At 69.9% G+C, this 21,501-nt stretch carries 14 protein-coding genes; 5 read left to right on the plus strand and 9 right to left on the minus strand.

The window, feature by feature from the left end:
• Nucleotides 1-12: 12 nt before the first annotated feature.
• On the minus strand, nt 13-690 hold the full coding sequence (locus tag ACFYRH_RS22775) for a LysR family substrate-binding domain-containing protein (protein ID WP_387778571.1): 678 nt from the start codon (nt 688-690) through the stop codon (nt 13-15).
• A gap of 33 nt (nt 691-723) precedes the next feature.
• Between ACFYRH_RS22775 and ACFYRH_RS22780 the strand changes: the two genes are divergently transcribed.
• The gene (locus ACFYRH_RS22780; RefSeq protein WP_387778574.1) at nt 724-1,089 is read left to right on the plus strand and encodes a DUF5997 family protein; all 366 of its coding nucleotides are present in this window, start codon (nt 724-726) and stop codon (nt 1,087-1,089) included.
• On the opposite strand, the gene ACFYRH_RS22785 is transcribed toward ACFYRH_RS22780, so the two are convergent.
• Nucleotides 1,086-1,826 carry an alanyl-tRNA editing protein gene (locus ACFYRH_RS22785; protein ID WP_387778577.1) on the minus strand — a complete coding sequence of 247 codons (741 nt, stop codon included), beginning with the start codon at nt 1,824-1,826 and terminating at the stop codon, nt 1,086-1,088. The genes ACFYRH_RS22780 and ACFYRH_RS22785 overlap by 4 nt on opposite strands.
• A gap of 72 nt (nt 1,827-1,898) precedes the next feature.
• Between ACFYRH_RS22785 and ACFYRH_RS22790 the strand changes: the two genes are divergently transcribed.
• Entirely contained in the window at nt 1,899-2,615 is a 717-nt protein-coding gene (locus ACFYRH_RS22790) for a hypothetical protein (protein ID WP_387778579.1), read from the plus strand.
• On the opposite strand, the gene ACFYRH_RS22795 is transcribed toward ACFYRH_RS22790, so the two are convergent.
• On the minus strand, nt 2,586-3,743 hold the full coding sequence (locus ACFYRH_RS22795) for a pyridoxal phosphate-dependent aminotransferase (protein WP_387778582.1): 1,158 nt from the start codon (nt 3,741-3,743) through the stop codon (nt 2,586-2,588). The two genes, ACFYRH_RS22790 and ACFYRH_RS22795, sit on opposite strands and share 30 nt — an antisense overlap.
• 15 nt (nt 3,744-3,758) lie before the next feature.
• Nucleotides 3,759-5,126: an FAD-binding oxidoreductase gene (locus ACFYRH_RS22800; RefSeq protein WP_387778585.1), complete on the minus strand. Its 1,368-nt coding sequence runs from the start codon at nt 5,124-5,126 to the stop codon at nt 3,759-3,761.
• A gap of 193 nt (nt 5,127-5,319) precedes the next feature.
• On the opposite strand from ACFYRH_RS22800, the gene ACFYRH_RS22805 reads away from it, so the two are divergent.
• Both ACFYRH_RS22805 and ACFYRH_RS22810 read left to right on the plus strand, forming a co-directional pair.
• Entirely contained in the window at nt 5,320-10,836 is a 5,517-nt protein-coding gene (locus ACFYRH_RS22805) for a carboxyl transferase domain-containing protein (protein ID WP_387778588.1), read from the plus strand.
• Nucleotides 10,837-10,914: 78 nt separating this feature from the next.
• On the plus strand, nt 10,915-12,966 hold the full coding sequence (locus tag ACFYRH_RS22810) for a transglycosylase domain-containing protein (protein WP_387778591.1): 2,052 nt from the start codon (nt 10,915-10,917) through the stop codon (nt 12,964-12,966).
• A gap of 79 nt (nt 12,967-13,045) precedes the next feature.
• On the opposite strand, the gene ACFYRH_RS22815 is transcribed toward ACFYRH_RS22810, so the two are convergent.
• The 4 genes from ACFYRH_RS22815 to ACFYRH_RS22830 all read right to left on the minus strand — a co-directional run bounded on the left by ACFYRH_RS22815 (nt 13,046) and on the right by ACFYRH_RS22830 (nt 15,244).
• On the minus strand, nt 13,046-13,381 hold the full coding sequence (locus ACFYRH_RS22815; protein ID WP_387778594.1) for a hypothetical protein: 336 nt from the start codon (nt 13,379-13,381) through the stop codon (nt 13,046-13,048).
• A 96-nt stretch (nt 13,382-13,477) separates the two neighbouring features.
• Nucleotides 13,478-14,104, minus strand: a complete 627-nt coding sequence (locus ACFYRH_RS22820) for a glyoxalase superfamily protein (RefSeq protein WP_387778596.1) — start codon at nt 14,102-14,104, stop codon at nt 13,478-13,480.
• 133 nt (nt 14,105-14,237) lie between these two features.
• Nucleotides 14,238-14,459, minus strand: coding sequence for a translation initiation factor IF-1 (gene infA, locus ACFYRH_RS22825; protein WP_387778599.1), 222 nt, complete (start codon nt 14,457-14,459; stop codon nt 14,238-14,240).
• A 2-nt stretch (nt 14,460-14,461) separates the two neighbouring features.
• On the minus strand, nt 14,462-15,244 hold the full coding sequence (locus tag ACFYRH_RS22830) for a GNAT family N-acetyltransferase (RefSeq protein ID WP_387778602.1): 783 nt from the start codon (nt 15,242-15,244) through the stop codon (nt 14,462-14,464).
• Between the two features lie 229 nt (nt 15,245-15,473).
• On the opposite strand from ACFYRH_RS22830, the gene ACFYRH_RS22835 reads away from it, so the two are divergent.
• Nucleotides 15,474-18,899 carry an error-prone DNA polymerase gene (locus ACFYRH_RS22835; RefSeq protein ID WP_387778605.1) on the plus strand — a complete coding sequence of 1,142 codons (3,426 nt, stop codon included), beginning with the start codon at nt 15,474-15,476 and terminating at the stop codon, nt 18,897-18,899.
• Between the two features lie 1,717 nt (nt 18,900-20,616).
• On the opposite strand, the gene ACFYRH_RS22840 is transcribed toward ACFYRH_RS22835, so the two are convergent.
• A complete protein-coding gene (locus ACFYRH_RS22840) occupies nt 20,617-21,324 on the minus strand; it encodes an isochorismatase family protein (RefSeq protein WP_387778608.1) in 708 nt (235 codons plus the stop codon).
• Nucleotides 21,325-21,501: the final 177 nt, after the last annotated feature.

Consider the following 21,501-nt stretch of genomic DNA (forward strand, 5'->3'; position numbering starts at 1 on the left):
CTCAACCGAATTCTAGCGGCGACGGCGCGGCTTCTTCTGCGGCGGTTTCCGCTGGGCCGGTGCCTTGCCGGTCCGCTTCGGTTCCTTGGCCGCCTTCGCGGGGCCGCGGGTGCTGTTCACGGTCCGTCCGCGGACGATGCCGATCAGGTGCTCGACGAGTTCGCTGGTCTCGTCCTCGGGCCAGCTGAGCGCGACCTGCGACTCCGGTACGCCGGTCAGCGGGCGGTAGGTCAGGTCCTTGCGGTGATGCAACCGGGCGAGCGACTGCGGCACCACCAGCACACCGGTGCCCATGGCAACCAGCTCGACCGCGTCGCCGGTCCGCGCCGGACGCTCCTCGATCAGCCGGCCCGGCGGCCGCTGCCAGTCGAGTACGTCGTCTTGCGGGTACAGCACGAGTTCGTCGGCGAGATCGTCCACGGTGACCTCGTCGGCGGCCGTGATCACGTGATCCTTCGGAACCACGACGACCGTCTGCTCGACGTACAGCGGGATGGCGTGCAGGCCGGTGCGGTCGATCGGGAGCCGGAGCAGGACCGCGTCGGCCTCGGCCCGGCGGATCAGACCGGGGGCCTCGGCGGCGGTGACCTGGACGAGTTCGAGTGGGACGCGAGGGAGGCGCTCGGCCCAGATCCGCACCCATTTGGCGGGGGTCACGCCGGGGACGTAGCCCAGCCGGAATCCGGTCACGCTGGTCAGGTTACCGGGCGTTACGCTGCTCCCATGACGGCCCGTAAGACGCAGACCATGAAGCCCGCGACGGCGGCGAAGAAACTCGGGGTGTATCTCGAGGCGACGCCCGCGGAGTTCCAGGACGGGGTCGTGTCGCGCGACGAGCTGAACGCGCTGCAGGCGGACCCACCGGAGTGGCTGCGCGACCTGCGCCGGGACGGGCCGCACCCGCGCTCGGTGGTGGCCGCGAAGCTGGGTGTCTCGATCAGCGGGCTGGCCCGGGCCGGCGTCACCGCGGCGCTCACCACCGCGGAGATCGAGGACATCAAGTCGGACAACCCCGACTGGCTGCAGCACGAACGCGCCACCCAGGCCGAAGTCCGTCGCCAAGCCGCCGAACAGAAGGCCCGCGACTAACCGATCCGGACCCGGAGGCGGCGGAAGCCGCGGCCCTTGCTCTCCATCTTGACGACGTCCATCCGGCCGATCAGAGCGGTGGAGGCGACGTGGGTGCCGCCGTCGGCCTGTGTGTCGAGGCCGGCGATGTCGACGATCCGGACGATCTCGATGTCCGGCGGCAGCAGATTGGTCGCCGTCCGGATGATGTCCGGGATCGCGAAGGCCTCCTCGCGGGGCAGGTTGCTGACCGTGATCCGGCGGTCGGTGCGGATCTCGGCGTTGACGGCCTCGGCCACCCGGTCCTTGAAGTCCGGCGGTACTTCGGCCAGGTCGAAGTCCATCCGCGCGGACAACGGCTCCATGTTCCCGCCGGTGACCAGCGCCCCGAAGTCGCGGAACACCACTCCGGTGAGGACGTGCAGTCCGGAGTGCGTCCGCATCAACTGGGTACGTCGCTCGTCGTCCAGCGCACCCCGCACCGCGGTCCCGACCGGGGGCACCGGATCGCCGTCGTGCGGGACGAGGTACAGGTCGTCGCCCTTGACCGTCCCCACGATCCGCGTGCGCACGCCACCCCACAGCAGCACGCCTTCGTCCGGCGGCTGGCCGCCCCCGCCCGGGTAGAACGCGGACCGATCGAGCACGATCCCGCGTTCCGGATCCACGCCGACGACCGTCGCGTCCCACTCCCGGACCGACGCGTCGTCGAGGTCCAGGCGATGCGTGTGCCCGTGCCGGCTGCCCGTGTCGCTCATGATCACTTCACTGTGCCACACGTTGACCCGGTCGAACCCGACACTGTCGGAAGGGGCAAGGGGGTGGTGATCGTGCAGATCATCGAGAACAGCATCGTGGGGACGAGGTCCGCCGTACTGCGGCTGACCAGACGCGCCGGTGGGCCGCGGGTCGTGATCTTCCCGATGCTGCATGTCGCGGAACCGCGGTTCTTCCGCAGCGTCGAAGCACGGCTGCGCGAGTGCGACCTGCTCGTCGTCGAAGGAATCCACGGTCCCTCGCCGGTCGTCGACGGTCTGACGCTGACCTACCGCATGATGCCCGCCAACGAGGCGTCCGGCCTGGTCGTGGACGACATCCCGTACGCCGACCTCGGCGTACCGTTCGTCGCCCCGGACCTGTCGGGTGCCGAGATCGAGGACGGCTGGCGCAAGCTCCCGTGGCAGCACCGGGCGGTCGCCTGGGCCGTCGTACCGGTGGCGACGATCGGGAACTTCTTCGCGGGCCGCCGTTCACTCCTGTCGCGCTCCGTCGAGGTCAACGACCTCCCCACCGCCGAGCAGGAGCTGCACGGCGACCTGCTGGAACACATCGACGAGCTGTTCGTCGACCGCCGCGACGACCGCGTCATCGCCGCGTTGGCCGAGGTCGTGCGGGAGCGGCCGGACGAGGATCTCCAGGTCGCGGTCGTGTACGGCGCCGATCACGTCCCGGGGATTCTCCGTGGCCTCTACAAGCTCGGGTACCGGGTCGTCGACGCCGACTGGCTGATGGTCGTGTCAGCTGACCAGGACCCGGAAGGCGTCTAGAGCCTTACGGATGTTCTCGACCGAGTTCGCGTACGAGAACCGCAGGTGGTTCTCGCCGTACGCGCCGAAGGAGGTGCCGGGGAGGCAGGCGACGCCGGCCTCGGCGAGCAGGCGGTCGGACAGCGTGGCCGCGGGCAGGCCGAGCTCGGTGATGTTCGGGAACGCGTAGAACGCGCCCTCGGGCTCGAGACAGGACACACCCGGTACGGCGTTCAGGCCGGACACGATCACGTCGCGGCGTTCACGGAAGGCGTCGAGCATGCGATCGACGTCGTCCCACGGACCCTCGAGTGCGGCGATCGCGGCGTGCTGGCTGAACGCCGACGTACACGACACCGAGTTGATCATCAGCCGGGTCACCGGCTCGACCAGCGGCTCGGGGAACACCCCGAAGCCCAGTCGCCACCCGGTCATCGCGAACGTCTTCGACCACCCGTCGAGCAGGACGGTCCGCGCCGCCATCCCGTCGAAGTCGAGCACGCTGTGATGCGCACCGTCGTACCGCAGCGCCCAGTAGACCTCGTCGCTCAGCACCACGAGATCGTGCTCGATCGCGATCTCCGCGATCTCGGCGAGCTGCTCGGGGGTGGAGACGCTGCCGCACGGGTTGTGTGGCGAGTTCAGGATCAGCAGCTTGGTCCGATCGGTGACCAGCGACCGCAGCTCGGCCGGGTCGATGGCGAACCCGTTCTCCTCACGCAGCGGCACCGGCACCGGCTTCGCCCCGGCGAACGCCGCGATCGAGGCGTACATCGGGAAGCCGGGGTCCGGGTACAGCACCTCGTCACCTTCCTCGCAGAGCGCGAGGATGGTGAAGAACATGATCGGCTTCGCGCCGGGCGTGATCAGCACCCGGTCCGGCGTCGTCCGCAGCCGGCCGGTGCGCTCGAGGAAGTCCGCGACCGCGGTCCGCAGCTCGGGAATGCCCGGCGCCGGCACGTAATGGGTGAAGCCCTTGTCGAGTGCCTGCTGCGCGGCGGCGATCACGTGGGCCGGGGTGTCGAAGTCCGGTTCACCGATCTCCAGGTGCACGATCTCGCGACCCTGGGCCTCCAGGGCCTTCGCCTTCGCTAGCACCTCGAACGCCGATTCGGTGCCCAGCCGGTCCATCCGCGCAGCAAGCTTCACGACGTCAGCCTAATCTCACCCCTGGCGAGGTCCGTACGGGAACAGCCGATTCGGGTCGTACGCCGCCCGGATCCCGGCCAGCCGCGCGAACGTGTCCGCCGGCCAGGACGCCTCGTACGAGCCCGGCAACGCGAACCCGCCGGCGAAGTTCACCGTGGTCTCGGCGGACACCCACGGCCGCAACGCCGCCAGCACCCCGTCAACCGTTGCCGGAAGCACCTTTTCGAACAATACCGGATCCGGTACGCCGATGATCGTCAGCGTGAACGCCCCGGACCGGCCGCCGACGGCACTGCCCCCGGGAACGTCCCGCTCCGTGGCGCCCCCGAGGTGCCGGATCTCGACCGCGATCAGCGGGACCTGCTGCTCCGGTCCGACGGCGTCGAGGAACGCGTCGACGAAGCCGGCGTCGATCCCGGTCAGCAGCACTCCGCGGTCCCACGACGGTGTCGGGTCCTTGGGATCGTTGTGGATCAGCGCGATGTCGCTCACCGGCAGCTCACCGACCGTGTCGATCAGCACCGTCCCCGCGTCCCGGATCGGCTGGAACAGGCGTTTGCCCTCGGCCGCGTCACCGACGTACGCGAACCGGACGGAGAGCACCGTCTTGCCGCGCAGCGGTTCGGGGATGAACTCGAGCGGTGGCAGTCGCAGGATCACGACCGACGAGTTCGCGGACTCGGGCAGCGTCTTGGTCCACTCGGTCCAGCTGCTCAGCACGGGCGCGACGGACTCGGCGTCGAAGAACACCGAACCGCCGTACAGCGTGCTCAGCTCGGCGAGCGCGAAGTCCATCGCAGTGACGATGCCGAAACCGCCCTTGCCGCCGCGCAACGCCCAGAACAGGTCGGCGTTCTCGGTCGGGTCGGCGGTCACGACCTCGCCTGCCGCGGTCACCACGCGGAACCCCCGGGCCCAGTCCGACGAGAAACCGTACGTCCGGGCCAGCGGGCCGAGGCCGCCGCCGAGCGTGTAGCCGACGCAGCCGACCGCGTCGGAGGCGCCGGCGATCGGGGCGAGGCCGTGCGGCGCGGCGGCCGCGATCACCTCGGCCCACCGGTTGCCGGCGGCGATGTGCGCGATCTTGGCCTCGGGATCCACGGTCAGGCCGGTCAGGCGCGTCGTGGTGACCACGATCCCGTCCTGGATCGGGTTCGGGATCCCGTGGCCAGTCGCCAGGACGCGCACCGGCGTACCGCTCTCGGCCGCTGCCCGGACCACCGCGACCGCGTCGTCCTCGGACGTCAGCCCGACCACCACGTCGGGGGTGTGCGTCACCGCGAGGTTGAAGCCGGACAGTTCCTCGGCGTACCCCTCGGCCTCCGGGGTCAGCACGGGTCCGGCGACTTCGCCGCGTAGCCGGTCGATCATTTCCTGAGTCATCTGTTGTTCCCTCCCTGGCGGGCAGTTTTTCGCACGGCGGGGTCACGTAGCAGAACGCGAAAACACGCCTGGGAGGGGGGCCGACTCGACGGTAACGGCCATCGACTGAAAACCTGTGCCAGCGGCAGCTGTCTTCTGCGATCCAGGGGAGAGGTCTGCCCGCGAAGCTCAGGGTGAGACACGGAGGCGGTCGATGTTCAAGCGTATCGCAATAGTGAACCGGGGAGAAGCCGCGATGCGGCTGATCAACGCGGTCCGGGAAGTCAACGCAGAAGGCGGTGACCCGATCGAGACCGTGGCCTTGTTCACCGACGGCGAGCGTGCCGCGACCTTCGTCCGGGCGGCGGACATCACCTACCCGCTCGGCCCGGCGTCGGCCCGGCCGTACCTTGACCTCGCGGTCCTGGAGCGCGCGCTCCGCGAGACCGGGGCCGACGCGGCCTGGGTCGGCTGGGGCTTCGTCGCCGAGGATCCCGCGTTCGCGCAGCTGTGCGAGCGGATCGGCGTGACCTTCATCGGCCCGTCGGCCGAGGCGATGCGCAAGCTCGGCGACAAGATCGGCTCGAAGCTGATCGCCGAGGAGGTCGGCGTACCGGTCGCGCCCTGGAGCCGCGGCGCGGTCGAGTCGCTGGAGGCCGCGCTCGAGGCGGCCGAGCGGATCGGCTACCCGTTGATGCTCAAGGCAACGGCCGGCGGCGGTGGCCGCGGCATCCGGGTGGTGCGCTCCGCCGACGAGCTGTCCGACGCGTACGCGCGGACCAGTGACGAGGCGGCCCGCGCCTTTGGTAGCGGCATCGTCTTCCTGGAGCGTCTCGTCACCGGCGCCCGGCACGTCGAGGTCCAGGTGATCGCGGACGGCCAAGGTACGGCGTGGGCGCTCGGCGTCCGCGACTGCTCGGTGCAGCGCCGCAACCAGAAGGTGATCGAGGAGTCGGCGTCGCCGCTGCTCGCCGCGTCCCAGGTCGAGGACCTGAAGGCGTCCGCCGAGCGGCTCGCGCTCGCGGTCGGGTACCAGGGCGCCGCGACGGTCGAGTTCCTCTATCACCCGGGCGAGAAGACGTTCGCGTTCCTCGAGGTGAACACCCGCCTCCAGGTCGAGCACCCGATCACCGAGCTGACCACCGGGTTCGACCTGGTGAAGGCGCAGTTGCACGTGGCGTCCGGCGGCCGGCTGGAGGGCAGCAAGCCGCTCGAGAGCGGGCACGCCGTCGAGGCCCGGCTGAACGCGGAGGACCCGGACCGGGACTTCGCGCCGTCGCCGGGGCGGATCGCCGTCCTCGACCTGCCGGCCGGTCCGGGAATCCGGGTCGACACCGGCGTCAGCGCCGGCGACAGCATCCCGGCGGACTTCGACTCGATGATCGCGAAGATCATCGGCTACGGCCGGACCCGCGAGGAGGCGCTGGCGCGGCTGCGCCGGGCGATGCAGGCGACCACCGTGCTGATCGAGGGCGGTGCGACCAACAAGAGCTTCATCCTCGACCTGCTCGACCAGCCCGAGGTGATCGACGGCAGCGCGGACACCGGCTGGATCGACCGGGTCCGCGGCGAGGGCCGCCTGGTCTCGCACCGGCACTCCGGCGTCGCGCTGGTCGCGGCCGCGATCGAGGGCTATGAGGACGCCGAGCAGGTCGAGCGGACGCGTCTGTTCGAGACCGCGCACGGCGGCCGCCCGCAGGTGCAGCACGAGGTCGGCCGGGCCATCGACCTGAAGCTGCGTGGCGCGAGTTACCGGGTGACCGTGGCGCGGATCGGTCCGGACCGCTTCCGGGTCGGCGTCGGCAACGGCAACGACCACCTCAAGGTGGTGGACGCCGAGCTGGAGCGCCTGGACGAGTACACGAGCCGGCTGCTGGTCGGCGGGCAGCGGTTCCGCCTGGTCACCGCGACCCATGGTCCGGTGCACCTGGTCGAGGTCGACGGCGTGACCCACCGCGTGAGCCGCGACGAGGGCGGCGTACTGCGTTCGCCCGCGCCGGCACTCGTGGTGGCGACGCCGGTGCAGACCGGCGCCGAGGTCGAGGCCGGCGCGCCCGTGCTGGTGCTGGAGAGCATGAAGATGGAGACGGTGCTGTACGCGCCGTTCAAGGCGACCGTGAAGGAGCTGCAGGTCTCGACCGGCAGCCAGGTCGAGACCGGTGCGCCGCTGCTGCGGCTGGAGCCGGTCGCCGACGAGGGTGCTGACGAAGCGGCCGCCCCGGTGCAGAACGGCGTCGACCTGGACCTGCCGAACGGGACGGGGGAGAAGTCCGCCCTGGAGCGCGTCGAGCGCGGACTGGACGACCTGCGCAGCATGCTGCTCGGGTTCGACATCGACCCGCAGGACGAGGGCGGCATGCTGGCCGACTACCTCGCCGCCCGGTCGGAGCTCGCGCACCAGCAGCCCGGACCGCCCGTCGGCGCCGAGATCGAGCTGCTGACGGTGTTCGCGGACTTCGCCGAGCTGAGCCGGAACCGGCCCGCCGGCACCGACACCAGCATCGAGAACCGGGTGCACAGCCCGCGCGAGTACTTCCACGCGTATCTGCAGAGCCTGGACCCCGACCGCGGCGGGTTGCCGGCCGAGTTCCAGAGCCGTCTGACCCGGGTGTTGAGCCACTACGGCGTGACCGCGCTGGAGCGGAGCCCGGAGCTGGAGGAGGCGGTCTTCCGGATCTTCCTGGCACAGTTGCGCTCGAACCCCGACGTACTGCTGGTGACGTCGGTGCTGCAGCGGTGGATCGCCGAGCCACTGCCGCCGGCGCCGCTCGACGAGTCGGTGCACGAGCTGCTGGACCGGTTGGTGTTGGCCACGCAGCTGCGGTTCCCGGTGGTCGGGGACCTGGCGCGGAGTGTCCGGTTCCGCTGGTTCGACCAGCCGCAGGTGGACGCCGAGCGGGCGTCGATCATCGCCGGCGTCGGTGACGAGGTGGCCGACCTGGCCGCGAACCCGGACGCGCCGGACCGGCAGCAGCGGGTGGACGCGCTGGCCGCGATCCCGGAGCCGATCGTCCGGTTCCTCGCCGAGCGGCTGGTGGGCGGCTGGGGCGAGCGCGAGCCGATGCTCGCGGTGCTCGTCCGGCGGCACTACCGGGAGTACGAGCTGCACGACCTGCGCGAGTTCGCGGTCGACGGGCGGCCGTTCGCGACCGCCGACTACTCGATCGACGACAAGCCGAGCCACCTGGTCACCACGGTCGGCACGGTCGCCGAGCTCGCGGATCCGGACAGCGAGCTGTCGCGGGCGCTGACCGCGCGGATCGACGCCCGTACGGCGGGTCATGAAGCCGTCGTCGAGCTCTACCTGCACGGTCCGGAGCTGCCCGAGTCCCAGCAGGAGGCCTCGGACCGCTACCGCCGGCTGGTCGCCGACCTGCCGATCGCCCAGCGGGTACGCCGGATCTCGGTCGCGATCGCCCCGGGACAGGGCCGGCCGGTGTCGTACTTCACCTACCGCCCAGCGGGCGGCTCGATGATCGAGGACGACAACGTCCGCGGCGTACACCCGATGGTCGGCCGCCGGCTGAACCTGTGGCGGCTGCGCGACTTCCGGATCACCCGCCTGGACGCACCGGACGACGTACTCCTCTACTACTGTGTCGCGCGCGACAACGACGCGGACCGGCGGCTGGTCGCGCTGGCCCAGGTCCGTCAGTTCGCGGTCGTCCGCGACGAGGACGGCCAGGTCACGTCGCTGCCACACGCGGAGCGGGCGATCGCGAACTGTCTGGAGGCGATCCGCCGGGCCCGGACGGCCCGCGGCGCGGCGGGGGCGAAGCTCGACATGAACCACGTCTGGGTGCAGATCTGGCCGGTGGTCGAGGCCCAGGTCGACGAGGTGACCGCGCTGCAGCGCAACATCGCCCCGCTGACCGCCGGCGCCGGGATCGAGGAGGTCCTGGTCCAGGGCCGTGTCGCGGCTCCGGACGGCACCACCAACCCGGTCGCGGCCCGGTTCTACTACCAGCACGGCGCCGGGGTCGTGACCTCGGTGGAGCAGCCGCCGACCGGCCGGCTGCTGCCGCTCGACGACTACGCGCAGAAGGTGCAGCGGTCCCGGCGCCGGAACACGATCTACCCGTACGAGGTCAGCGGCATGGTCGCCGGCCAGGGCGGCTCGTTCGTCGAGCACGACCTGGACGACACCGGCAACCTGATCCCGGTCGACCGCCCGAAGGGCCTGAACAAGGCCGGCATCATCGTCGGCCTGGTCACCACGCCGACCGAGCGGTACCCGGAAGGGGTGACGCGGGTCGCGATGAGCGGCGACCCGACGATGGCGCTCGGCGCGGTCGCCGAGGCGGAGTGCTCGCGGATCATCGCGGCCCTCGACCTCGCCGAGCGGATGCAGGTTCCGGTCGAGTGGTACTCGCTGTCGGCCGGTGCCCGGATCTCGATGGACTCCGGCACCGAGAACATGGACTGGGTCGCGAAGGCGCTGAAGCGGATCGTCGAGTTCACCCAGGCCGGCGGCGAGATCAACGTCGTGGTCGCGGGGATCAACGTCGGCGCGCAGCCGTACTGGAACGCCGAGGCCACGATGCTGATGCACACCAAGGGCATCCTGGTGATGACGCCGGACAGCGCGATGGTGCTGACCGGGAAGCAAACGCTCGACTTCTCCGGCAGCGTGTCGGCCGAGGACAACTTCGGCATCGGCGGGTACGACCGGGTGATGGGCCCGAACGGCCAGGCGCAGTACTGGGCGCCGGACCTGAAGGGCGCCCGGGACGTGCTGATGACGCACTACGACCACACGTACGTCCTGCCGGGCGAGAGCGGCCCGCGGCGCGCGGTCACGACGGACCCGGTCGAGCGCGACGTCACGCCGTACCCGCACGACGTCGCCGGGAGCGACTTCAAGACGATCGGCGAGATCTTCTCGGCGGCGACGAACCCGGACCGGAAGAAGGCGTTCGACATCCGCACGCTGATGCGGGCGGTGACCGACCAGGACCACCCGGTGCTGGAGCGCTGGGCCGGGATGGCCGACGCCGACACCGCCGTCGTCCAGGACGCGCGCCTCGGTGGGTACCCGGTCTGTCTGGTCGGGATCGAGTCCAGGTCGGTGCCGCGCCGGGGCTTCCCGCCCACCGACGGCCCGGACACCTACACCGCGGGCACGCTGTTCCCGCGATCGTCGAAGAAGGTCGCGCGGGCGATCAACTCGGCCAGTGGCAACCGGCCGCTGGTGGTGCTGGCGAACCTGTCCGGGTTCGACGGCTCGCCGGACTCGATGCGCAACCTGCAGCTGGAGTACGGCGCGGAGATCGGGCGCGCGATCGTGAACTTCTCCGGACCGATCGTTTTCTGCGTGGTCTCGCGGTACCACGGCGGCGCGTTCGTGGTGTTCTCGAAGTCGCTGAACCCGTCGATGACGGTGCTCGCGGTGGAGGGTTCGTTCGCCTCCGTACTCGGCGGCGCGCCGGCCGCGGCGGTCGTTTTCGCGGCCGAGGTCGACGCGCGGACCGCCGCCGACCCGCGGGTCGCGTCGCTCGCCGAGCGTGTCGGTGAGGCGTCCGGAGCCGAGCGTGCCGCGCTGGCGACGGAGCTCGCGGACGTGCGAACCGTCGTACGGGCAGAGAAACTGGGCGAGGTGGCGGCCGAGTTCGACCGGGTGCACAGCATCGAGCGGGCCCGCGAGGTCGGGTCCGTCGACGCGGTGATCAGCGCGGCCGAGTTGCGGCCGAAGTTGATCGAGGCAATCAATTCCGGGGTACCCGGACAGTGATCACTCGTCTAGCCTGGGTGGGTGCGTACCGACAGGGGCGGTCGCAGTTGGGCTCGGTCGTTGATCACGTTCATCGGCGTGAGCGTACTTTCGGGTGCGCTCGCGGCCGGGCTGGCGGTGCCGTTCGCGGGCTTCGCCGGACGTGGCGCGGCTGAGGTCGCGGGCACCGTCCAGAACCTGCCGAAGGAATTCCAGACCGATCCGCTCGCCGTCCGCAGCCGCATCCTGGCCGCGGACGGCTCGCTGATCGCCACCCTCTACGAGCAGAACCGGGTCCCGGTGCGGCTGGGCACCGTCAGTCCGATCATGCGCAAGGCGATCGTGGCGATCGAGGACTCCCGGTTCTACGAGCACGGCGCGCTGGACCTGAAGGGCACGCTGCGGGCGATGGTGCGGAACTCGACCGGGGGCGAGGTCCAGCAGGGCGGGTCGAGCATCACCCAGCAGTACGTGAAGATGAGCCTGGTCGAGAAGGCGCGGACGGCCGCCGAGCGGCAGAAGGCCACCGAGATCTCGTACGAGCGTAAGCTGACCGAGCTGCGGTACGCGATCGCCGTCGAGAGCGAGCTGTCGAAGGACGAGATCCTCGAGCGGTACCTGAACCTGGCGAACTTCGGCGACGGCGCGTACGGCGTCCAGACCGCCGCGCAGCACTACTTCCGGACCACGGCCGACAAGCTCACGCTCCCGCAGGCGGCGCTGCTGGCCGGCCTGGTGAAGAACCCGAGCGGCTACGACCCGACCAACGACCTGCCCCGGTCCCGGGCCCGCCGGGACGTGGTGATCAAGCGGATGCTCGAACTCGGCGCGATCACCGTGCGGAGTGCGAACCAGGCGCTCCGCACCCCGGTCATCGACCTGGCCGCGGTCGAACCGGTGCCGAACGGGTGCGCGAACTCGCGGTACCCGTTCTACTGCGACTACGTGGTCTCCAAGCTGCTCGCCAACCCGGCGCTCGGCCAGACCGTCAAGGACCGCGACCACTACCTGAAGACCGGCGGCCTGCTGATCCGGACCTCGATCGACCCGCGGGTCCAGGCGGCCGCCCAGGCGTCGATCGCGAAGCACACCGAGCGCAAGGACACCGCGATCGCGGCGATCACCGTCGTCGAGCCGGGCACCGGGCTGGTCAAGGCGATGGTGCAGAGCCGCCCGTACGGCAACGGGCGCTACCAGACGAACTACAACTACAACGTCGAGAAGTCCTACGCCGGTGGGTACGGCGGGTTCCAGAACGGCTCGACGATGAAGGCGTTCACGATCGCGGCGGCCCTGTCGAAGGGCATCCCGATGGACTACCGGATCAACTCGCCGGAGCAGATCGACCTGCGGAACACGAAGTTCCGGACCTGTCACGGCTGGACCCGCGACCCGACGTACACGCCGAAGAACTCGACGCACAGCGGTGATCTGACGATGGTCGAGGCGGCGCGGTTCTCGACCAACACCTACTTCCTGCAACTGTCGCAGCGCACCGGGCTGTGCGCGATCGCCAAGATCGCCTCCCGGCTCGGGATGTACAACGCGCAGACGATGGGGCCGCTCGACCAGGTGGTGTCGATGACGCTGGGCGTCGGGTACGTGACGCCGCTGATGCTGTCGAACGCGTACGCCACGTTCGCGGCGCGCGGGAAGTACTGCAACCCGCTGGTCGTCACCTCGGTGCGGGACAAGTCCGGCAAGCCGATCCCGGGCCCTGGCTTCGACTGCAAGCAGGTGCTGCCGCGAGCGGTGGCGGACGGGGTCAACCGGGTCCTCAGCCAGGTGATGATGCCGGGCGGTACCGGTGGCCATCTGCGGTTCGGTACTCGCGACATGGCGGGCAAGACCGGGACGATCCAGCAGAACCTGGCGGTCTGGTTCGCCGGCTACACCCCGAACCTCGCCGCGGCAGCGGTCGTCGCCGACGCGAACCTGCCGTACACGAACCTGATGTACGGCCACACGCTGGACGGCCAGGACATCGCCGACCCGACCGGCTCCGGCACCGCCGGCCCGCTATGGGAGACCGCGATGCAGGGCGCGATGCAGGGACTCCCGGTGAAACGCTTCGTCAACCCGCCGCGGAAGATGATCGGCAACCCGAAACCCCCGGCCTCCGGCAAGCCCACGCCCAACAGTCCTCGCTGAGCAAGCGTGTCCAGCGGGCTGCGGGGGTGTTCGTCGCGGCGTACGTCGGCTATTTGACCTGGCTGCTGGTCACGCGCGCCTAGAGCGGTCTGAGGTCCGACCCGGGGACCCAGGCGATCCCGCCGTCCTTGTCGCGGAAACGGCCGAGCCACTCGCCGTTGTCGCGGATCCAGATGTCCAGCTCGCCGGTCGACCAGGTGGCGCGCTGGACCGGCTGGCTGGGATCGACCTTGCGGATCGCGTCCGCGGGCCGGGGCCCGTGGGCGTCGTACTGGACGTCGAGATCGGAGGCCACCTGCCGGGCCTCCGTCTCGTCGTCGATCCCTGTCGCACGCCACCCGTTGACCGCACCGTCCCAGACGCCAAACCTGTTGGTTCCGTCGTCGGAGGGGCGCACCGTGAACCGACCAAGCATGTTTTCAGATTACCGCCTGATCGAACACATGTTCTAGTCTTGAGTTCGACGGGAGGTGTGTGCGATGTGTCATGCCGGTCTTCCGAACCGGTTGGCTCAGCCGGCGAAGGCGATGGTGTTGCCGTCCAGGTCGCGCACGATGAAGTCCGTGCCGCCCCAGGCCTGTTTGGTGAGCTTCTGGGCCGGCTCCACGCCGGCCGCGACGTACTCCGCGTACAACTCCTTGACGTTCCGGACTTCGATGAAGGCCATCACGAGCCCCTCCTCGCGCGCGGCGTCCGCGGTGAGGACCGGCCTGTGCACGAATCGCAGGTGCAAGGTCGCGCCGTCGCGTGACACCGAGCCGTAGAACGGCGGGCTGCCGTGCAGGAAGTCGACGCGGAACCCGAGGCGCTCGCGATAGAACTCGGCGGCCGCCTGTACGTCGCGAACGAACAGGACCGGCCGCGCGGCGTCGAGTACGACGGGCTTCGGTGCCTCGGGCGGTCGCGGCGAGGCACCCTCGACGGCCGTCCGCAGCGCGGCCCAGCTGTCGTAACCCGCCTCGAGCGCGATGATCTCCTGTGCCTCGGTGAGCTTGAAGTCCAGCGCGAGCGATTCGTGATCCGTCACATCGCGGTAGCGCGGCAGTTGGCGGATGCGGCCACCGACCGAGTGGTTGTGGTCGCGGTGCCAGCGCAGGAGTTGCTTGGCCTGCTTCTTGTACGTATCGAGTGTGGGCATGGCGCCCCTCCCAGAGTTGAGCTGGAGTAGGTGGGCCTTGCCCTTTCGGCGTCGTCCGCCGTTGCGCCCCGGACCGGAGACCAGTCCCGCGCTTTCGTAAGAATCTAGCACGGGCTGGTCCTGGCCAGGTTGATCAGTTGCGGTAGCGGAAGATGATCCGGCCCCGCGTCAGGTCATAGGGGCTGAGCTCCACCAGGACGCGGTCCTCGGGGAGGATCTTGATGTAGTTCTTCCGGATCTTCCCGCTGATGTGGGCGAGGACCCGGTGGCCGTTGCTGAGTTCGACCCGGAAGTTGGCGTTCCGGAGGCACTCGACGACGACGCCTTCCATCTCGAGACCTACTGTTCTGGGCATCGTCAGGCCTTTCCGTGAATCAGTTCGAGGGTTCCGCCCGTTCGGTGGCCGCCGAGTCCTTCGAGCAGCGCTGCCGCGGCGGTGTTGGTCTCGTCGACCTCTGCCGTCGCCGCGGCCTTGCCGGCGCGGTGCAGTTCACCCAGGGCGTGAGCGAGCAGGGCTCCGGCGATCCCGCGGCGTTGCTCGGCGGCCAGGACCGCGACCAGTCCGATCCGCGGCAGTCGGGTCATCGTCGCGAGCCGGACCAGGCCGACGTACCGGCCGTCCCGGACCGCGACCGTGTACTTCGAAGGGTCGAGCGGCCTCGTCCCGCCCTGCCAGGGGAGCACCTCCGCGGGCATCGTGTGCCACCCGACGGTGGATTCGACCTCGGCGCGAATCGCCCGATCCAGCTCCCGCAACGGAGCCTCGGCCACGTCGTCACCACTCACGATGGCCAACCCGGACGGCGTGGCAGTCGGTTTGGTCGGTACGGCGTACTCCGCCTCGCGGCGCCAGATCGCGAATCCCGCGAGAATCCACTGCGCCGTGAGGTTCTGATCGGTCTCGTCGACCACCGTGTACCGCAGGCCCGGCTGATCGGCCAGCATCGCGGCGGCGAGCCGGTCGAAGACGGCGTCCCGCCAGGTGTCGATGCTGAGGAAGGTCCGGCCGTCGAGCCGGCGGGCGGCGTGGCCGCGACCGACGACCAGGTCGTTCTCGATCGCGTGCCATTGATTGTCGGCGACGCGTGCGACCGTCACCGGGTGGGCGTGAACGCCCGGACTGAAAGGCGAAGAGTTCATCGGTGTTCCTTTCGGGAGCTTCTGAGGCGCTCCCGACGACACCTACGTCAATCGCCCGCCCGTGACCACGAGAGGGGGAGCACCCACTGCGCTGCAGCGTTCATCGGGGCCTCACCTCCTGGCGTGATGTCACGGACCACGGCACGGTACCAACCGGGCCGCCGTACGGGCCACCGATTTTGGTTCTCTCGAACAGGTGTTCTATTCTTGGTTTCGAAGGGGGTGTGCGATGGGATACAACAATCCGCCGATCAAGTGGTCGGAGCTGGAGCGGAAGCTGTCCGATCGCTCCCGCCCGGGCAGTCACGGCGGCCGTCCGGTCACCGCTGACGGCGGCGACAGCCCGGCCTGGTCCCAGCACCGCGGGCCGTATGTGCCCGAGCCCGTCCGCCGCCCCGACCACGTGGTGCCGTACGCCGAGCTCCACGTCCATTCGAACTTCTCCTTCCTGGACGGCGCCTCGCAACCGGAGGACCTGATCGAGGCCGCCGTCCGGCAGGGGCTGCACGCGTTGGCGCTGACCGATCACGACGGGTTCTACGGCGCGGCGCGATTCGCCGAGGCCGCCGCGGCGTACTCGCTGCCCACCGTGTTCGGGGCGGAGCTGTCGCTCGGTCTGACCGGTCCGCAGAACGGCGTGGCCGACCCCGAGGGCAGTCATCTGCTGGTGCTGGCCGAGGGACAGGAGGGGTATCACCGGCTCGCCGGTGAGATCACCGAGGCGCAGCTGGCCGGCGGGGAGAAGGGCAAGCCGGTCTATGAGTTGGAGGAGCTGGCAGCCGCGGGACGCGACCACTGGGTGATCCTGACCGGCTGCCGCAAGGGGCTGGTCCGGCAGGCGCTCGAGCTCGGTGGGCGCGCCGACGGTCCGGCCGCGGCGGGGCGCGAGCTGGATCGGCTGACCGCCTTGTTCGGCAAGGACCGTGTGGTCGTCGAGCTGATCGATCACCATCTCCCGGCCGACACCACCCGGAACCGGATCCTGGCCGACCTGGCCGCCGAGCGCGGCCTCCCGGTCGTTGCCACGAACAACGTTCACTACGCGACCCCGGCCCAGCACAAACTGGCCGCCGCGCTGGCCGCGGTCCGGGCCCGCCGCGACCTGGACGCGATGGACGGCTGGCTGCCGCCGGGCGGGATGGCGTTCGTCCGGTCGGGCGCGGAGATGACCGCCCGCTTCCGGCGCTTCGACGGGGCGGTCGCGCGCTCGGTGACGCTGGCCGACCAGCTCGCGTTCGACCTCGCCCGCGCGAAGCCGAAGCTCCCGCTCCGCGACGTACCGGAGGGGGAGACGCCGATGTCGTGGCTGCGGGTGCTGACGTTCCGGGGCGCCTTGAAGCGTTATGGGACTCGTGAACACCGCCCGGACGCGTACGAGCGGCTGGCTCGGGAGCTCGACGTCATCGAGGAGAAGGGCTTCCCGGGGTACTTCCTGATCGTCGAGGACATCGTCCGGTTCGCGCACGACAACGGAATCCTCTGCCAGGGCAGGGGATCCGCGGCGAACTCGGCGGTCTGCTACGCGCTCGGGATCACCGCGGTGGACAGCATCCTCTACAACCTGCCGTTCGAGCGGTTCCTGGCCACCACGCGGGCCGAGGAGCCGGACATCGACGTCGACTTCGACTCGGGGCGTCGCGAGGAGGTGATCCAGCACGTCTACGCCAAGTACGGCCGGCGCAACGCGGCCCAGGTGGCGAACGTGATCTCCTACCGCCCGAAGTCCGCCGTCCGGGACATGGCCAAGGCGCTCGGGTACTCCGTCGGTCAGCAGGACGCCTGGTCGAAACAGGTGGACGGCTGGAGTCCCGAGATCACCTCGACCGAGCACGACATCCCACCGCAGGTGGTGGCGATGGCGACCGAGCTGCTGAAGTTCCCGCGGCACCTCGGCATCCACTCCGGCGGGATGGTGCTGACCGAGCGGCCGGTCGGCGAGGTGGTGCCGATCGAGCACGCCCGGATGGAGGACCGCACGGTCCTGCAGTGGGACAAGGACGACTGCGCCTGGATGGGGCTGGTGAAGTTCGACCTGCTCGGGCTCGGCATGCTCGCCGCCCTGCAGTACTGCCTGGACATGGTCCGCGAGCGGATCGGGGAGTCGTGGGAGCTGCACACGATCCCGCGGGAGGAGGCCGGGGTCTACGACCAGCTCTGCCGGGCGGACTCGGTGGGCGTGTTCCAGGTCGAGTCCCGCGCGCAGATGGCGACGCTGCCGCGGCTGAAACCGCGCCGGTTCTACGACCTGGTCACCGAGATCGCGCTGATCCGGCCCGGCCCGATCCAGGGCGGCGCCGTGCACCCGTACATCCGCCGCCGGACCGGCGAGGAGCCGATCACGTACCTGCACCCGAAGCTGCGCCCGGTGCTGGAGCGCACGATGGGCGTGCCGCTGTTCCAGGAGCAGCTGATGCAGATGGCGATGGCGGTCGGCGAGATCGACGGCGACGAGGCCGACCTGCTCCGCCGCGCGATGGGTTCCAAACGCGGTATCGAGAAGATCTCCTCCCTGAAGAACAAGCTGTACGAGGGGATGGCGCGCAACGGGATCACCGGCGACCTGGCCGACGAGATCTACGCCAAGATCGAGGCCTTCGCGAACTTCGGGTTCGCCGAGTCGCACTCGATCAGCTTCGCCCTGCTCGTCTACTCCAGCACCTGGCTGCGTCTGCACTACCCGGCCGCGTTCCTCGCCGCGCTGCTGCGGGCACAGCCGATGGGGTTCTACTCACCACAGTCCCTGGTCGCCGACGCGCGCCGCCACGGTGTCGAAGTACGGCGTCCGCATCTGCATCTGTCCGGGGTCGACGCGGGGCTGGAGTTGCTGGTCGAGGGGCAGGAGCTCACTGGGCCGACCGGGTCACCGCAGTGCCTGGCAGACCCGCAGCCGCTGGTGGGTCCGTTCGATCCGAAGGCGCCGTTCGACACCACCAGCCATCGGCGGGACGGGGCGTTCGCGGTCCGGCTCGGGCTGGCCGAGGTTCGTACGGTGGGGGAGAAGGGCGCGAAGCTGATCATCGAGGAGCGGGAGCGGGGCGGGCCGTTCACCGAGATGGCGGACGTGGTCCGGCGTACCGGGATCACCGCGGCCCAGGTCGAGGCGCTGGCCACCGCGGGGGCATTCGACTGCTTCGGGCTCGAGCGCCGGCAGGCATTGTGGGAAGCGGGACGGGCCGCCGAGGAACGCCCGGGACAGCTGGCCGGCATCACCGCCGCCGGGCCGCCGCCGACGCTGCCCGGGATGAGCGACATCGAGGCCGACATGGCGGATCTGTGGTCGACCTCGATCACCACCACCAGCCACCCGATGGAACGCGTCCGCGAGCAGCTCCGCGCCGACGGCATCCTGTCCGCGGCCGAACTGAAGGCGGCCCCCAACGGTGCCCGGGTCCGTGTCGCCGGCGTGGTCACCCACCGCCAGCGCCCCGCGACCGCCTCCGGCGTCACGTTCATGAACCTCGAGGACGAGACCGGCATGGCCAACATCGTCATCACCGTCGGCTGCTGGCACCGCCACGCCGCCGTAGCCCGCAACGCCGCCGCCCTCATCATCCGCGGCCGCGTAGAACGCGCCGGCGAAGTCACCAACCTCTCCGCCGACCACCTCCAACGCCTCCCACTAGCCGCCCAAACCAAATCCCGCGACTTCCGCTGACCCACCAGCCGTCAACCCGGCTGCCCGCAACCGGCCACCACTTCACGACGGCCATCTCGCCGCCCGCCTCCAACGACAGCCGCGCCACGCACTGAGCCGAACGAACCCAACACAACACGCTGCACGACGCCGCGCGACCCCGCACCGACATCAACTCGTGGCCCGGCTCGCGCCTGAGCCCCAGGTCGTCGCTGACCGCGAGCGGAAGGCGGGGCTTGGGACACCTAGTGGTGTGTGGCGACAGGTTATTGCTTGTTGTCAGGCACCGCGGGCTGTTCTATGCCCCCGTCGACGTCGCGTTCCCGAGGCCGCACCGGGGTGGGTGGCCGGCCTGTGGTGCCTGCGCTGGCGTGCCTGAGTCTCAGGTCGTCGCCGGCCACGGCCGATACGCGGGGCCTGGGACACCTAGTGGTGTCTGGCGACAGGTTATTGCTTGTTGTCAGATACCGCGGACTGTTCTATGACCCGTCGACGGTGCGTTCGCGGGCGCCGAGCCGCGGGTGGCCGTCTGTCGTGCCTGCGCTGGCGTGCCTGGGTCAGGTCGTGGCTGGCTACGGCCGGTAGGCGGGGCTTGGGGCAACTTGTGGTGTGTGGCGCCAGGTTATTGCTTGTTGTCAGGCACTGCGGGCTGTTCTATGCCCCCGTCGACGTCGCGTTCCCGAGGCCGCACCGGGGTGGGTGGCCGGCCTGTGGTGCCTGCGCTGGCGTGCCTGAGTCTCAGGTCGTCGCCGGCCACGGCCGGTACGCGGGGCCTGGGACACCTAGTGGTATTGCTTGTTGTCAGATACCGCGGACTGTTCTATGACCCGTCGACGGTGCGTTCGCGGGCGCCGAGCCGCGGGTGGCCGTCTGTCGTGCCTGCGCTGGGGTGCCTGGGTTTCAGGTCGTGGCTGGCTACGGCCGGTACGCGGGGCTTGGGGCACCTTGTGGTGTGTGGCGACAGGTTATTGCTTGTTGTCAGGCACCGCGGACTGTTCTATGACCCGTCGACGGCGCGTTTCGGAGGCCGGACTGGGGGTGGCTGGTCTGCGCTGGGGTGCCTGGGGCTCAGGTCGTGGCTGGTCACGGCCGGTACACGGGGCTTGGGACACCTTGTGGTGTGTGGCGACAGGTTATTCCTGGTTGTCAGGCACTGCGGACTGTTCTATGGCTCCCTCGACGGCGCGTTTCGGAGGCCGGACTGGGGGTGGGTGGGCTGTGGTGTCCTGCGCTGGGGTGCCTGGGTCTCAGGTCGTGACTGGCTACGGCCGGTAGGCGGGGCTTGGGGCAACTTGTGGTGTGTGGCGACAGGTTATTGCTTGTTGTCAGGCACCGCGGACTGTTCTACGCCCCCCTCGATGGCGCGTTCCCGAGGCCGGACCGGGGTGGGTGGGCTGTGGTGTCTGCGCTGGGGTGCCTGGGTTTCAGGTCGTGGCTGGCTACGGCCGGTAGGCGGGGCTTGGGGCAACTTGTGGTGTGTGGCGACAGGTTATTGCTTGTTGTCAGGCGCTGCGGACTGTTCTACGACCCGTCGACGGCGCGTTTCGGAGGCCGGACCGGGGGTGGCTGGGCTGTCGTGTCTGGGCTGGCGTGTCGGTGAGGGTGACTCGGTCTTAACCGCTGATGCCGACTCGCGGCGGCGGGTGAGGCGGGCGAGGGAGTTCGGCGGTTGCCGCGCCAGCGTGCGTCGTACCTGACCGGCCCTAGCGAGGAACTGCTGGTTGAAGCTGGCGCAGGTTTACGTCGGTGGGGGTGTGGAGGGAGTGGCTGGGTGGGCGTGGAGGAGGGGGAGGATCTCGGCGGTTGGGCGGACGTCGCCGAAGGTTCGGTAGACGGTGTGGAGGGTGGCGTTGAGGTCCTGGTCGCGGCGGGCGGCGTTGGCGTCGGCGATCATGACGACGCGGTAGCCGAGCGTGCTGGCGTCGCGGGCGGTCGACTCGCAGCAGACGTTGGCAACCGTCCCGGTGATCAGGACGGTGTCGATGCCGCGCTCCGTGAGCAGGTCCGGGAGATCGCAGCGGCCCGGGAAGAACGCGCTGGCGGCGGTCTTCTCCACGATGAGGTCTTCGTCCCGTACGTCGAACTCGCGCCAGACCCGGTCGCGCAGCGGACCGGTACCTCCCGATGCGCTGAACATTCTGGCGATCTCGGGCCCGAGGAACTCAGCTGTCACCGGGGTGACCTCGGTGCGTCCGGGCAGCACCCACGCGACCGTCCCGCCGCGGGAACGAAGGGTGCCGGCGAGTTCCTGGATGTTCGGCACAATGCCGAGCTGGTAGTCGCCGTCCTCGACGAAGAACGGGACCATGTCGACCACCACCAGCGCAGTACGCTCCGGCACCAGCTCCTGATAGGCATGCCGTCTCCCGCGCCGCGCCTCTTGCCGCGCGTACTCGCGCGCCTCGATCGTCCACTGGTGCAACTTCGGAACCGCCGTCCGCGTCATGCGCCAGAGGATGTCAGCCCCCACCGACAGATCTCGGAGCTGTCGGACTGGGATGGACCGGGTTCGCGCCGCGTGGCGACGTACACAGGCCCGTCCGCGCTTCATCCGCCGAGTCGTGGCGTTTGGTTCGTGCCCTGATCGGCGAGTCGTGAATTGAAGCTGGGTTTTCGGAGCCGT

It is taken from the genome of Kribbella sp. NPDC004875 (genome assembly GCF_042873375.1).
GTDB lineage: Bacteria > Actinomycetota > Actinomycetes > Propionibacteriales > Kribbellaceae > Kribbella.